The 15,193-nt window shown below is 46.7% G+C and carries 9 protein-coding genes; 5 read left to right on the top strand and 4 right to left on the bottom strand.

The features are described 5' to 3' along the window. Entirely contained in the window at positions 1-3,258 is a 3,258-nt protein-coding gene (locus MARGE09_RS12225) for a hybrid sensor histidine kinase/response regulator (RefSeq protein ID WP_236982295.1), read from the top strand. Between the two features lie 300 nt (positions 3,259-3,558). Here the strand turns inward: MARGE09_RS12225 and MARGE09_RS12220 are convergent, their stop codons facing one another. Further along, entirely contained in the window at positions 3,559-4,548 is a 990-nt protein-coding gene (locus tag MARGE09_RS12220) for an aldo/keto reductase (RefSeq protein ID WP_236982293.1), read from the bottom strand. A gap of 836 nt (positions 4,549-5,384) precedes the next feature. On the opposite strand from MARGE09_RS12220, the gene MARGE09_RS12215 reads away from it, so the two are divergent. After that, positions 5,385-6,560, top strand: coding sequence for a sensor histidine kinase (locus tag MARGE09_RS12215; RefSeq protein ID WP_236982291.1), 1,176 nt, complete (start codon positions 5,385-5,387; stop codon positions 6,558-6,560). An 11-nt stretch (positions 6,561-6,571) separates the two neighbouring features. Continuing rightward, on the top strand, positions 6,572-7,336 hold the full coding sequence (locus tag MARGE09_RS12210) for a LytR/AlgR family response regulator transcription factor (RefSeq protein WP_236982290.1): 765 nt from the start codon (positions 6,572-6,574) through the stop codon (positions 7,334-7,336). Positions 7,337-7,520: 184 nt separating this feature from the next. On the opposite strand, the gene MARGE09_RS12205 is transcribed toward MARGE09_RS12210, so the two are convergent. Next, entirely contained in the window at positions 7,521-8,849 is a 1,329-nt protein-coding gene (locus tag MARGE09_RS12205; RefSeq protein ID WP_236982289.1) for a GGDEF domain-containing protein, read from the bottom strand. Positions 8,850-9,386: 537 nt separating this feature from the next. Here MARGE09_RS12205 and MARGE09_RS12200 point away from each other — a divergent pair. Beyond that, positions 9,387-10,211 (top strand): Lcl C-terminal domain-containing protein, encoded by an 825-nt coding sequence (locus tag MARGE09_RS12200; RefSeq protein ID WP_236982288.1) that lies wholly within the window; start codon positions 9,387-9,389, stop codon positions 10,209-10,211. Then, positions 10,212-10,733: an Lcl C-terminal domain-containing protein gene (locus tag MARGE09_RS12195; RefSeq protein WP_236982287.1), complete on the top strand. Its 522-nt coding sequence runs from the start codon at positions 10,212-10,214 to the stop codon at positions 10,731-10,733. An 83-nt stretch (positions 10,734-10,816) separates the two neighbouring features. On the opposite strand, the gene MARGE09_RS12190 is transcribed toward MARGE09_RS12195, so the two are convergent. Both MARGE09_RS12190 and MARGE09_RS12185 read right to left on the bottom strand, forming a co-directional pair. Further along, a complete protein-coding gene (locus MARGE09_RS12190) occupies positions 10,817-12,166 on the bottom strand; it encodes a DUF1552 domain-containing protein (RefSeq protein WP_236982286.1) in 1,350 nt (449 codons plus the stop codon). Positions 12,167-12,186: 20 nt separating this feature from the next. Further along, the gene (locus tag MARGE09_RS12185) at positions 12,187-14,997 is read right to left on the bottom strand and encodes a DUF1592 domain-containing protein (RefSeq protein WP_236982285.1); all 2,811 of its coding nucleotides are present in this window, start codon (positions 14,995-14,997) and stop codon (positions 12,187-12,189) included. Positions 14,998-15,193 lie beyond the last annotated feature (196 nt).

Raw genomic sequence — 15,193 nt, 5'->3', positions numbered from 1 at the left:
TTGTCTGTTCGCGCCCTTCATATTGATCAAGACAATACCCTATGGCTTGGCAGCGCCACTAAAGGACTATTGCGGCTAGCTAGTCGCGACGGCCATATCATTGAAGCCACACACTTCATGCACGACCCTAAAGATACTGCCAGCCTGGGCCATAACAGCATTACCTCAATTGTGCGCGACCACACAGGAGATTTATGGATAAGTACGCTCGGCGGTGGCGTGTCGCGCATGAATCCCAACACACAGACATTTCAAAACTATCGCCATAGCACCCACGATGATTACAGCATTGGTCAGAATACCGTTTGGCAAATCTATGAAGATAGCCAAAACACTTTATGGTTTTCGACAGATCACGGCGGCCTCAACCGCTTCAATCGCGCGACCGATAATTTCTTGCGCATCACCCATAACCCGCACGACAACGGCTCTTTGCTTACCAATAATGTACGCAGCCTATTTGAAGACCGCGACAACAACCTCTGGGTGGGCACTTACCCTTTAGGCGTCAATGTCTTAACAGCCGGCAGTACCCAGTTTACCCACCTAAAACACACCCTCGACCAACCCGCAAGCTTAAGTCACTCGGGTATTCTTACGCTGGCAAACAGCCAGCAAGGTCATATTTGGGTAGGTACGGAAGGCGGCCTTAGCGCCCTTGACCCTCACAGCCTTAAAAGCTGGCACTACACCGCACAACCCGGTACGCCCGGTGAATTACAATTTAATGCTGTACTCGCAGTCGCCGAGCGAACAACCGGCGAACTCTGGGTGGGCACTTGGTCTGGCGGCCTACATCGGCAAGACCCAACAACAGGCCGCTTCGAACATTTTGCCCCCAACCCGAGTGGTCACAATGGAAGCAGCATCAACAGCGCGTATATTTGGGCGCTGCATATTGACAATGATTCGCTATGGATCGGAACCGAAACCCACGGTATTAACCGCTACAATTTTAAAACACAACAATTTGACTATTTTTTACCGCAAGTACCTGCAGATTCAAAACATATCTCTGGCCCGCACATAAAAGATTTTGCCATCGACCACCAGCAGTATATGTGGGTGGCAACATCAGGTGGGCTAGATGTGTTTGACCCCACCCGGCAGCACATAAAACACTATTATCACAACGCGCAAGACCCAAACTCCATTATTAGTAACCGAACCTCTGCACTACTGGTTGATAGTAACAATCAATTATGGGTAGGAACACAAGACGGCTTAACCCGCATTAATCCAGAGCGCGATCAATTTACCGCCGTTACCATTAGCCATGGGCTGCCTTCAAATAACATTGCAAGTTTAGCCGAGGATAACGACGGCAATATTTGGGTAACAACAGACAACGGCCTTGTTAAAATTCACGCAGAAACCTTACACCTTGAAGTGCTAAAAAAAGAAATGGGTTTAATCAGTAACACCTATAAGCGCAATGCACTTTTTTTTGATAAAGAGCATGGCCATGGTAAACAGCAAAAGCTCTATGCCGGCTCAACTGAAGGCTTAACTATTTTTAACCCAAGTTCTTTAAAAATCCCCAATAGAACGCCAAAAGTCACCTTGACGGACCTGCAGATATTTAACAAATCAGTCACAACAAACACTCCAAAATCACCATTGAAAAAAAATATCAGTGAAGCAAAAACACTGGAATTCACCTATGATCAATCGCTAATTACCTTTGCCTTTTCCGCTTTCAATTACAGCTCAAATCAACATACCCAATACCATGTCATGCTCGAGGGTTATGATAAAAGCTGGCGACTAACTGATACCAGCAACAACGTGTCTTATACCCACTTGCCGCCTGGACGGTATCAGTTTAAAACGCGTGTATTAGACACCAACGGCAATACGAATACCGAAATCACCAGTATTGATATTGTAGTTAAATCGCACCCATTGCTAACAGCTTGGGCATATGCCGCTTACGCTCTTGTGCTACTGGGCATTGCACAATTAGCTTGGCGCTACAAAGTGAAACGCTTAGAGCTGAATAAACAGCGCACACTTAACGACCAGCTTATAAAGCTCGACAAAATGAAAGATGCATTTCTAGCCAATACATCGCACGAGCTACGCACCCCATTAAATGGCATTATCGGTCTCAGCGAAAACTTACAAGCTAGCCTGCTTCCGCACTTAAGCTCCAAACAAAGCACCACCTTCGACATGATTATTCAAAGTGGCAAGCGGCTTTCACATTTAATTAACGACATATTGGATATGTCAAAATTGGGCAACCAAGAAATTAAACTGAACCGCAGCCCCACCGATATTTTTCAACAAACCGAAACCGTTATTGCCTTACTCACGCCCCTACTCGACAAAAAACCAATCAGTATCAATAATCACATTCCCCCGTCGCTGCCCAAAGCCTACGCTGATAAAAATCGGCTACAGCAAATATTACTGAACTTAATTGGAAATGCTATCAAGTACAGCAACGAAGGTTACATTGACATCAACGCCCACGTTCATCGACGTACCTTAACGATTAGTATTACCGATATGGGTTTAGGTATTAGTGAAGAAGACTTGAAAACGATTTTTCAATCATTCACTCAAGTTCATCACACCGACTCACGTGAATACGAAGGTTCGGGATTGGGCCTTGCCATTACCAAACAACTCGTGGAATTACATGGTGGAAAGATTTACGCAAGCTCAACCTTTAATCAAGGCAGTAAATTTAGCTTCACATTACCGATAGCAGACAGCAAAAATATCAATGTACGCGCGGCGCCAAGGCACAAAGAAACAACCACAACAACGCGACTACCAGTTAGCGCTTCGGCCTTAAATTCTAAGGAGAATAGTGGATCGTCACCAACAATGGTAACAACACTCGCGCCAGCATATGCTAATAGCACAACCATTTTATGCGTAGACGATAACGCGGTTAATCGAATGGTTTTAGTCGGTATATTAAAATTGCATGGTTATCAAACTATAGAAGCCGAAAATGGCTATGACGCAATTGCGCGCGTGCAAAGTGGGGAGAAAATTGACCTTATTATTTTAGATGTCATGATGCCAAAAATCAGTGGCTACGAGGTTTGCCAAACACTGCGAAAAACCCACCCCATGTACAAATTACCGATAATCTTCTTAACGGCAAAAGAACTGGATAGCGAAAAAACACAGAGCTTTTTGGCTGGAGGCAACGATTTTGTCGCTAAACCTGTTGATAAAAATGAGTTATTAGCACGAGTTAAAGCCCTGTTGAATATGGTTTTTCAACAAAACAATTAACCTAGAAACCGCAGTTAATAACCAAAAAGATGCATATTCCCTTGGTGCGCATGGCGCACTGGAAAAATATGCAGCCACCTTAATTGGTGATAAATCATTTTTACCGCGCGCGAGATGCGCCAAAGGGATGCCTAGACTTTGATGGTTCATAACTATTCATCCATAAAAAATAGTGCTCACTCGGAGCGGTGATGGATTATTTTCTAGGCAAGATTAGACGCACAAAGTCGAGAAGCACAAAGCCGTAGATGGCTAAATAGCTACGATGGCTCTACTGCGGCTTTTAGGTTTAACGCTGCACTAGGCAGGCACAGCGATGTCTTGCGGACCTAGCGCTAGGCGCTGCGGCAACTCGCGCAAACGCTGATGAATATCCCAGCTCAATGGCGGTAACGCCGCGACAGCCACGTTGTGATGGAGTTGTTCATAAGAGCTTACACCCACAACGGCAGAACTTACTTCGCGGTGGTCCAACACCCAACGCAAAGCCAGTTGATACAACGCCAAGTGAGGAGCAAGATCCAATGCTTTTAACTGCTCAACAGCCTTTAAACCTTCAGGCAAGCTAAAACCGCCATACGGCAAGCCCAAAACAGCTCTGCTTTCGGCATTCGATGGGTTGCGATAATCGCGGGCATCAAACTGAGATAAAGCGGTTAACTTATCGGCCAACAAACCGCTGGCCAAGGGCTGGCACGCAATAATACCCACCCCAACCTTTGCGGCCGCAGGCAATAACGTTTCAGCCGCCTCTTGCCGAAACAAATTAAAAACAATTTCAATGGAAGTTAAGCCCGGTTTATCTAGGCAGAGCAAGCCTTGCTCTGGCGTTTGGACACTTACGCCATAATGGCGCAACAGACCTTCTGCGCGAAAATCTTCTAGCCAACGCCAAACTTGATCCCCTTGCAGCATTTTCGCATCCAGTTGATGTAAATGTACCAACTCAAGGCAATCCACATTCATCCGCTGTAAAGATCCCTCAAGACTGCGCCGCATACGGTCGTATTGGTGGCGCGCAGGGTATAGCTCATTATTGCGCCCAACCTTAGTCGCAATAACACGGTTAGCCGGATTAAATGCATTCCATGCCCCTGTTCGCGTTTCGCTAAGACCATCACCATAGACATCCGCCGTATTCCAAAAACTGACCCCCGAACGATCCGCTTCTGCCAAAACGGTAAAAGCCATCACATTGTCTAATGGCCCATACTCTCCACTCAACGACCGGCCATCAAGCCCAATTACCGAGGTGGCAATACCACTTTTGCCGAGTAACCGTTGTTCCATAATTGCTAACCTAAATCTACAGCTGATTAAATAAAAATGACAAAGCATTCAAAACTAGTGAACCAGCCTATGATCCTCGCTAACAACCATTAACAAAAGACGGACTCGGCGAGCCGCACAAGAAATGGGATAAATGACATAAGAAAATAAAAACCTATACGAATATGTAATACGCGTAAGTATTTAACAGGTAGCAATAGAAGACTACGGCTCGCTACATACAAAGCTGTGGCTACGGTAAATGAAGGAAACAAGCATACAAAATATATTATTTGGTTTTATTTTCACCATATAAATACACAACTTTAAAGATTCTGACGATAAAGATAAAAATACAAAAATAACAAACGAGTACTATACTTACGAAAAGAATGGTTTAAGCGTCAAAATTCGCCCTGAAGCGGCAAGATTCCAATTCAATTTAACGCGGAAAATTGGCTCGAGGGCACAACAATCGACGCCTCTGAAAGCCAAAAATCATCAGTTTATTTGGTGTATAGCCCACCTAAAAGCGAAAGCATTCACGCGCCAAAACAAGCAACCAATAGAAATTTTAACGTTAAATAGCGCAAACTTTTAAAAAAACTAGATCTTGTCATTTTAAGCTTTATAAAGGCTGATTTTATGCCCACTCACTTATACCTCACTCGATATGGCACTGGATCACGCTGCCCGCAACAAGAAGGCAGTACACTGCGCCTTCAGCGTGCGGTCAATTACTACTCGATGGCTATCTGCGTATTTCTGCAGATAAAAGCACGCGCCATACAGAACACGAGCCCCTTTTTAAAACCTGCAGCACTACACTGCAACCTGATACCAGTGAAGCCTAAATTGTGCAAAACCATTTAGACGCCCCAAACAAGCAAGCCGACACCTTACCCACACGGCGCGAAAGTGACGCTTTCATATGGCCGCTCAAACGCAATGCCACACGTATATTGCACGCCATCATTCGCTTAAACCTCAATCATTATTGGCTAGTACAGACTTCCGCCTGGCTTTGGTATTTTGCCTTTATACTTATCACCATTACGTTAACCTCTGGCCGCGCTGTAACTAATGGCACTATCCATGCAATACTGGAAACGCTAGCGGGCTTTGCGATAAGCCATTTTCTGGCCCTCACGTTTCAAAGTCTGCGCATCTACCCTGCCTACATTCAAGGGGTTGCTGTTATCGCATTTACCCTAGCCGGCTCAGCTTTATGGAATTTATTTAAGTGGGTAACTTTTAATGCGCTATTCAACAGTGGCTTTTCACTCCCGTCATTATCGCAGTTTGGTGATTGGTATTCGTTTTCACTCGCGATATTCATAGCATGGTGTTCTGCCTACTTTGCAATATTCCATTATTCGCTACTCACACGTGAACGTGAAAAAAGCTTACGCCTAGAGGCCGCCACCAAAGATGCGCAATTAAAAATGCTACGCTATCAGCTTAACCCTCACTTCATTAAGAACACGCTCAACGCCATTTCCACGTTAATACTTAAACAAGAGAACGATCAAGCTTACGCGACGTTAGAAAAATTAAGTAATTTCCTTAGCCATACCATTTATAACGACCCGCAAGAGCTAGTTACACTCGAACATGAAATCGAGGCCCTAAACGAATACATTGCCATTGAAAAAGTGCGTTTTTCCGACCAGCTATTTATATCCATTAATTTCGATGACGACGCTCGCTTTTGCTTGCTTCCCAACTTAATACTGCAACCACTGATAGAAAACGCAGTGAAATATGGTTCTCGCGGTGCTCAAAAAGTCACCCGCATTCACTTAAGTGCAGAAGTTATCGCTAAAGAATTAATTGTAGTAATTAGCGATAACGGCCCAGGGCTAGACCTACCACCAACGACCCACAAGCAGCGAAAAAGCTTAGGAATCACCCTAACTCTCGACCGCCTACAGGCACATTTTGGTGATAAAAGCAGCATTGAATTTGACAATTTACAGCCCGCCGGGCTAGCCGTTACATTAATTATGCCCGCACGTTTTGATTCGTACTAATGGTAAAGACTATGACACATTCCTCCCCCCTCCCCATTAGCGCCATTATTGTTGATGACGAACCGCTCGCGCGCGAAGGTCTAAAGTTACGCTTACAACAGCACCCTCAGGTGATTATTGTGGCCGAATGCCAGAACATGCTCGAAGCCGAAGCTGCAACCAAAGCGCATGCGCCGGATGTGATTTTTTTAGATATTGAAATGTCGCAAACAAACTCTTTGGATTACCTGCAAAGCAACAGCGCGCAAGACGGCACCTTTACACAAGAACGCCCATGGATTATTTTCGTTACCGGCTACCATAACTATGCCGTTGATGCTTTTAACGTAAATGCACTGGATTATTTAGTAAAACCCGTGGAACAGTCACGCCTAAAAAAAGCACTCATTAAAATCGAGGAGCGTTTAATTAGCTTACAAAGAAGCGGCGACTCAGAAGGCGCACCCTCGCCCTACGTTGATAAATTAATTATCAAGGAGCAAGGCAGCAGCGTAATTTTAGCTTGCAGTAAAATCGATTGGATTGAAGCGGCTGGCGACTATATGGGGGTACACGCAGAAGGTGCTGTTCACATTCTCCGCACCACAATGAAAGAGCTCGAACAAGACCTTGACCCCAAAATATTTAAGCGCATTCACAGGTCTATTATTGTAAACATTCGACAGATTTATAAAATTTCTCCACATACGAGTGGCGAAAGCTTTTTACACCTCAAATGCGGCGACAAACTAAAAGTCAGCCGTTCTTACAAAAACAAAATTAGAGACCTACTATAGGGCACCTTTAAAAATAATATCTTTTCGTAAACGCAAAGATATTCCTCTGGAAGGGAGAGTGAATTCAGGCGGTAGGGTAAACTCACCACGTAAGTTAGCGCGAATATCAGGTCACGCTCTTAGTCAGCATTACGCCTAAATGCGCGAAGGTTTATCAAGCAGTTTTGAAGGCCCTAAAAAACGCTTATTTCTTACGCCAAGTGTTACGCCCTGCAGCCTTGGCGTTATAAAGTGCAGCATCGGCACGGGCGAATGTTTGGTTAAGCGTTTCGCCTTTTCGAGCCGCTGTAGCGCCCATACTCATAGTAACATTTAGAACATCGCCTGCCGTCAAGTTAACGTCCGTCGCTTCGACAGCAATATTTAGGCGGTGCATTAACTGCACAAGAGCAACGCCTGTAGCCATGGTTAGCAATAAAAATTCTTCTCCACCCCAACGGCCAAAAATATCACCCGAGCGCAACTGTTGACTAATCGTTTTGCTAACGACTTGCAGCGCCTGGTCTCCTGCTGCATGGCCATAATTATCGTTAACTTTTTTAAAGTGATCTAAATCAATCACCACTAAAGTAAATTCTGCGTGTCCTTTCGCGGGAAATAATTTATTAAATAATGTTTCCAAGCCTGCACGGTTGTATATGCGAGTTAAAGCATCTGTTCTGGCGGTAAGACGCAAATGGCTGTTTTCATCTTTAAGCTCCAACAACGAATGTCGAAAACGCCTATTCGCTACATACAGTAAAAATATGCGGTAGCCGCCTTCAAACGCGAGCGAGGCCAACCATAAAGCGATAATAAATATATACAACGATGCATCGCTAACCCACTCGCCTACCGCCTCGATTCGCTTGACAGAAATAGTGTGTTTACCTAGTGGCGGCTGACCCGAAAAATCGATACCCAATTCAAAAACGCTATCGACAGCCACGCTGGCATCTTTGCGCTCGATACGGTACTGATCAACCCACCAATCAGCTACCTTCAAGTCGCTCAAGGGAATAGTAATTGGATTTGACAATTCTCGCTTAGCGAGATTTTGATATATGAATTTCTGCGCGTTGTGCTCGTTGGTATTGGACGGCTGCGAAAATGCATTGCGAATAAATAAACGCAAGCCACTTGCCTGCCCTTGGTAATCCAACTCAAGTACTAAAGCATCATAAGTCGACAAATCCACCGTATGCATCCATTGGTAATCGTAGTTTTCACTACGGGAAACCACGGTTTCGGCAGGCTCAAAGTCAAAGAACTTAATTGAGGCGCCACAATAGCGAAAATCAGCACCGGCCATAAAGTCGCACTGAAAAGTATGAGTGCTTTTATCCAACCACCTAGCCACACTATTGCCGCCGCTAAGGTTGTCGGCGTAGGCATCAATAGTAATGCGCTTAGAGGGGAACAATTGAATGCTTCGCTGCGGCATAAAATTAGCTAATAGCAAACAGCCAACCGTCAAAATGCCTACACCTAAACGAATTGCATAAAAACTGCGTATGGAGAATCGTCTTTTCACAAAGCACTCAAATTATAAAAAACGTAACTATTCAGGTGGGTGCGAAATAATGGTCACCCTACAAGGCGAATTGATTGTTTTCTGGGCATTCAAGCGCCTGGAGCGCTTGCATAGCGACCAGCCCCAGCAAGGATGCGTGAGGGTAGACTTTGCAGAACAAAGTCGTAGATGGCTTGAGCGGCCCAGAAAGTGATCAGTTTGCCGACCTATTTGAGCATGGCTGAATAGTTACTAAAAAACAGCATAAATAGGCTTAATCTCAAACAAGCGCCAGGAAATACCAACCACTTATTGATAGTAGTGAGCCATCGAAGTGTCGTCCAATTTCACATCGACTTATACGCCAAAACGCACCACCGTTACGATAAAATACCTCGTGCCCAGCGCCACTTAATCCGAATTTACGACAAAGAAGGATAACCAGTATGCGCGATAAATCACACTTACCCTGACTGTAACTGGCCGCGCCAAATGAAAGACTACACAATGCTGGCTATAAAATATTATTATGCGTTATTTATTTCCCAGAGGTATTTCGTGCGAAAACACTCCACTTTTGTTACCGCAGGCTACGCGCTGCTAGCCTTGAGCTTATCCGGTTGCGGCAGCCGCAGCATTGAAAACGACACCCCCACCACTACCGGCAACATTAATGATACCGGCATATTGTTATGCAGCCCCGCCGATACCACACAACCTGCCGGCCAATGTCCGCAGCAAGGAGCCCCCAACCAAGATGCCGAAAACGGCCGCGATGCGCTCTTTGCCGCAGGGCAGCTCAAAAAAATAGGCGCCGGTGCAGCCGGTTTTGATTTTACAAAACTTGACGCAACAGGCACAGCACTTAATATCCAAGATGTCGATTGGTCGGATCAAGACGGTACAGAAACAGCGGGTTCGCGCTGGTCTTGCGTACAAGACCACGTCACAGGGCTTATGTGGGAGGTAAAAGAAAGTCGCGATGATCATCCACGCTACGGCGGCCATACTTATACATGGTATGAAGAATCCCCTTTGTTAAACGGGGGTAATGCTGGCACTGAAAATAACGGCACTTGTACAACACAACAGTGCGATACTCAGGGCTACCGCACTTGGTTAAACCAACAGACGCTCTGCGGATTTAACGACTGGCGTATACCAACAGCGTCGGAACTGGTGTCAATTGCTCATACCACCCAAACAAGCACTGCGATCGATTCCCACTTTTTTCCCAATACGCTCAAGCCACGCTTTTACACCCGTAATTCGCATGCCAAAGATCCTAGCTTGGCTTGGTATGTTTACTTCAGTGACGCCAGCATGAGCTTCACCAATAAATTCGATCCATCACACCTGCGACTCGTTAGAGGGGGAAATTAAATGAAGCCGTTAATTTTTACACTAACCGCAGCTGCTTTATTAACAAGCCATAACTTGGTGAACGCCGAATGCAATGTCATGCTACAAATGCATGCCCCTGTGGCCAATCAAACCGTTGACGCCAAAACTAACACCGTAATTGATAACGGCGCCGCCTTAATGTGGATGCGTTGCCCACTAGGTTATTCACTGGAGAATAATAGTTGCTCAAATAACGCTGAGATGCCAAGTGCCTTTACTTGGGAGCAAGCGCTGGCGGCTGCCGATACCGCATCCCACGCTGGCTTTAACGATTGGCGCCTTCCCAACAGAAAAGAATTAGACACCATCGTTAATCGAAACTGCTTTGAACCGGCCAACAACGAATTGTTCTTCCCCGCTACAGCCACACAAAACTTTTGGACTAACTCACCCTACCCTTTCAACAGTCAATCGGCTTGGGGGGTAGAGTTTGAATTTGGTAGTCATAAGTCACTACCGAAATCGGGGGAATACGCCGCTAGGCTCGTTCGCGGACTTTAAATCTCAATTAATATCTTCTGCATTACACACATAAAAAAACCGCCAAAAGGCGGTTTTTTTATGTGTGTAATGCTCCCAAGTAATTACGTAAGCGCGCCGGGACCGTAATTATGGACCATCGTGCCATCGGGCTGAATGTCCAATAGCGTAAACACATCACTAAAGATTGCGTAGTGATCCATACCAATATTACGCGTTCCAGCCCCCCTAAAATTCGGCATTCCGGAAGCCAAAGTAATGGGACCGTTACCCGGGGTGTGGTTTTGACCATCGCCCATTTCACTAATGACACAAACCACGGTCCTGTCGTAAATCCCCTCTGCTTTCAGTCGAGTAATCAGGTGAGAAACGCCTTTATTCATATAGCCAATAATTTGTGGCAAGAATGCGTTATCGTTACTGTGGTTGCCACCGTGGTGGTCAGCACCACTGATGGGGACTGAATCCGCAGTACCATCATTAGGGCTCCACGACGCCTGCGTTTCGTTAAATTGAATCGAAGCGACGTTAGTCAAACCACAACTCAAAGCCTTTGCAGCAATTTCTGCTTGCGCCTTATATTCCTGCAATGGCGAGCCTAAAGACTGCACGCTCGGCGCAGAACATGAACCACCACCACTTGAACCACCGGAATCGCCACCAGACATCATCTGATCAAGGTAATCTTGCTGACTATTCATATCGATGCGTTGACGGTTCTCCACAGCCTCCCGGTGAGAAGCCAACTTGGCACGCTCATCACCATCCAATTTCGCCTCCAAAGCATCCAAAGCCCGTAGGTTAGCTTCGGCAATTTTGATGCGCTTGGCATATATGGATGGTCCGGTATCGCCACCCGTTCCAGGCATTGGCGCTGGTGGCGCACTGCTGAAAATGGACTGCAGTGCTATTCGCGAATTCCACTCACGCCCTACAGCTTGGCCGTTTAAGCGGTCAATACCTGCCGCCTGGTTGTTATCGGCGGAAGGCTCGGCACTGCCGCCAGGCCCCGAGTAAACACCCAACTGGATAGACCGGAAAGGCGTTAGGTTGCCCATCACCTTAGCCGCCTGCATGTTCACACTACTGCCGTTTGCCACGTTACCTTGGTACGACTCAGCACCGGCCGCTTGCTGCAAATTACCATGGTTACCCGGCTTAGAGATGGTCATCTCCAGTGCCGCAATACTAGAGGCGTGAGGCGCAAGAGGCGATAACGCCGGTGAACTAAAGCCACCGGTTAAGTAGCGTCCATCGGGCGAGCCGTTAGGCTGATATATCAAGACGAACTTGCGGTCGTCTTGCGCTTGCGCAAAACGCGAATACATCATGCCGGCTACCATGGGGGAGGCGCGTAACAATGAACCAGAGATGCCCCACTTGCCAAGTTTTTCGATGAACTGGCGACGATCTCTATTGATGTTTTTCATTCTTCTTTCAGTAATTTTATTCATAGCAATAATCCTGAGAGACCTTAGTTTTGTAGCTGTGAGTTGTCGATAGAGCGACGAAGACGAATGAGATCGAGGGTACCGATTTTGCGATACAACGCTTTCGGATCATCATTGGCTTCCAACTCAGACACTAACTGTTCTTTCACACACGAGTACGCGGACTCTTGCTCAGAGCTTAAAAGCACTGGCTCGCGAATTCGACCACTCTCATCTTTAGAATAAGCCGCTTTATCAAGAGGCAATCCCGTTGTCCAGCGGAAGCTGTTTACCGCCAAACAACTGCGAACGGCGGGAAGATCGGCCACTTGTTTTGCCAAATCTTTTGTGCCGTCGAAGGTAATTAAGTCTGAGTCACTGATAGAGCTTAACCCATACAAAGTACCGGTAGTATCGATAGGCAACCCTAGTTTACCTGCGTCACTAACGCCTTTTTGTGTCGTACGCGGCTTACCGTATGCATCAAAGTCTTCCATACCAAACAGTGGGTTAATCACCTTCTCGTGACAGCTATCGCAAAGCGGGCTATCGGTTTGACGCTCAAAGAACTCACGACTGGTCAGCTCACCCTGTAAGGATAACTCGGTTATCTCATTTAGGGCCGCAGTACGCGCATCTGCCAAAGCTTGCTGCTCTGCAGGGTCACCAGCAATGTTTACTGGCGGCGGTACGACGTGACACAACATCAATTCACGCAGCTTTACGGCCCGTAAAATTGGGCGCGTATAGGCATCAGAACCCGTGTTCACCATAAATGCACCGCTGGTTAAAATACCACCGCGCTCCACAGTGTTCGTAACACGCCAATCATTGTCACCGCTACTACCACTATTGACACCGTAGTACTGGGCTAGGCGTCGGTTCAGCACGGTAAAGTCACCGCCGTACAAATCGCCGAATGGAACATCTTCGTTGTAAAACACTTCACTAAAGAGCTCACGCACTTCACGGGCCATATCGGCTCTGATGTTATCGGTGAACTCTGCCTTCTGGCGTTTTGCGTCAAAAACACGATCAGCCAAGAACCAGTTGGCGCCAAAATTGGCAGTATGCTCGCGACCACGCGCTGTATCGATCAAGCGATCAATTTGGCTCGCGATTTGGGCTTCGGTGTTCAAACGATTATTAGCAGCTGCATTCATCAATGTTTCATCAGGCGTTGAGCCTGTGTACATATAAGCAAGGGCCGTTGCTGTCTCGTAGCTGTCAAGCACATAAGCATTACGATCGGCCGCGTTTAACTTGTTGCCACCAGACGATAACGAGCCTAAATCCATACCTCGCTGAATCGCTTCAGATACCGGAATACCCATTTCGGAGCGGTACAAGAACTGAGGCGCAGCAATCGCTGCCGCGAGCGCTACCTGCAAGCCGTCATCACCCATTTCGCTGAAGATACCAGAATAGGTAGACTTCTCTTCGTTGCTTAGAGGGCGGCGGAACATACGCTCTGCAATACCCATAAACGTCGCTTCGCAGTTATTGCCGCAGTTGTAGCGCTGCTTAACCTTGTCGGTAGCGATCAACGATAAATTCTCGGCAGCTGAAACAACTTTACGAAGCGTATCCTCTGTTACACGCTGATCGGTATTAACAGGGTAAAAGCTCTTACCGTGGCTACCGCCAACATAACTGTAGCTCTGCTCAAAATCACCCTCGTCAATCAAACCAATATCAACCAATGACTTTGACATCTCGTTGGAGGTCAACAAACGAACTGTACGCAGGCCATAGCTAATTTCGTTGTCAGAAGTACAGCTAGAAGCTTGTGGATCGCCGCCACCGCTGCCATCGGAAAACATCGCAACCATATAAGCCGCAGTGTTTACAGCGCAGTTATCGACTTCCGTACACTTATTTGCGCCGCCTTTAGGCATTGTTGCACTCACTACTTCCACCAACTGAGCGAAGCCCGATGGAGATAGCGCATAAGAGATATCGATTTGCCCACTCGGCGCACCCAGCGCCGTAAACACACCAGAACCTTCGCTCTGGTGGCAAAGGCCGCAGCTATGCTCGGCATACTGCCCAGCCGCGCGATCGTCCGCATCGCCAATAGAAACACCACCTGAAGGCGCTGAACTGCTGGCAACAGGCGCGCTGCTCGGCGGAGGAGCAACACTACTTGAGGATGCAACACTACTTGAGGATGCAACAACCGGCGCACTTGAAACTGGTGGCAAACCGCCACCGGTAGGAATAAGGTCAAAATAATTTAAGTTGGCTTCACCATCAGCAAAAGCTACTCGAACTACAGTATTGCTAGAGCGCAATGCAACATTGGTAATGGTGTTATCAACATAGCTTTCCCAGCCATTGCCAACAGTTTGCACAGTACCCACTAGATTTCCATCAACAGAAACCTGCAGACGACGACCCGCATTGGCCGCTGAGGTGCGCAAAGAAATAGTGTAAGTGCCCGGCACAACACCAGAAACGTCGTACTCTACCCACTCGCCTGAAGCGGTATAGCCCACAGCACAAGTGCCGCCATTATCAGTGATATCGACTAAGTCGACCATGCCCTGACTGCAACGCCCAGCAGTGGCACCTTGACGGCCATCAGACTCATTAAAGCGCGCATAATCTTGCGCTTGAAGTCGAATAGTCTGCGCTTGCGCAACTGACGAGCTGCTTACAACAGGCGCTTGGCTGGACGACTGAACAACAGGAGCAGAAGAACTAGAAATAACAGCAAGACTTGATGATTCTTGTCCAACACCTTGGTCTGGAACTGGGTCTGCAACGCAGGCCCCCAAAGTCGTGGCAGTAATCACCAAGCCCGCCAGTTTCGTTGCGCGAACGTAAACGGATAAAGATTGCTTGGGTAGCATATAAAAAGTACCTTTCATGGTGTAATTTTGAAGATTTAAGCACTAGTGATTTCGGCGCCTAATGCAGCGTTAAACAAGCCGCAACGCTAATTTTCTATGGTAAATCAACCTAAACCCGCCACGACTAACAAGCCAAGACGTAATTGGTTCAGGTGTTATTTATAGGCAGGATACACACGAACGTACTTGTTAGACT

Source organism: Marinagarivorans cellulosilyticus (assembly GCF_021655555.1).
GTDB classification, from domain to species: Bacteria; Pseudomonadota; Gammaproteobacteria; order Pseudomonadales; family Cellvibrionaceae; genus Marinagarivorans; species Marinagarivorans cellulosilyticus.
This window is presented reverse-complemented; position numbering and strand designations above follow the sequence as displayed.

What these genes read in the sequence shown, in the direction of transcription:
- MARGE09_RS12220 (WP_236982293.1), bottom strand. Translation starts at nt 4,548, where the DNA reads ATGGAACAACGGTTACTCGGCAAAAGTGGTATTGCCACCTCGGTAATT.
- MARGE09_RS12210 (WP_236982290.1), top strand. Translation starts at nt 6,572, where the DNA reads ATGACACATTCCTCCCCCCTCCCCATTAGCGCCATTATTGTTGATGAC.
- MARGE09_RS12195 (WP_236982287.1), top strand. Translation starts at nt 10,212, where the DNA reads ATGAAGCCGTTAATTTTTACACTAACCGCAGCTGCTTTATTAACAAGC.
- MARGE09_RS12190 (WP_236982286.1), bottom strand. Translation starts at nt 12,166, where the DNA reads ATGAATAAAATTACTGAAAGAAGAATGAAAAACATCAATAGAGATCGT.
- MARGE09_RS12185 (WP_236982285.1), bottom strand. Translation starts at nt 14,997, where the DNA reads ATGCTACCCAAGCAATCTTTATCCGTTTACGTTCGCGCAACGAAACTG.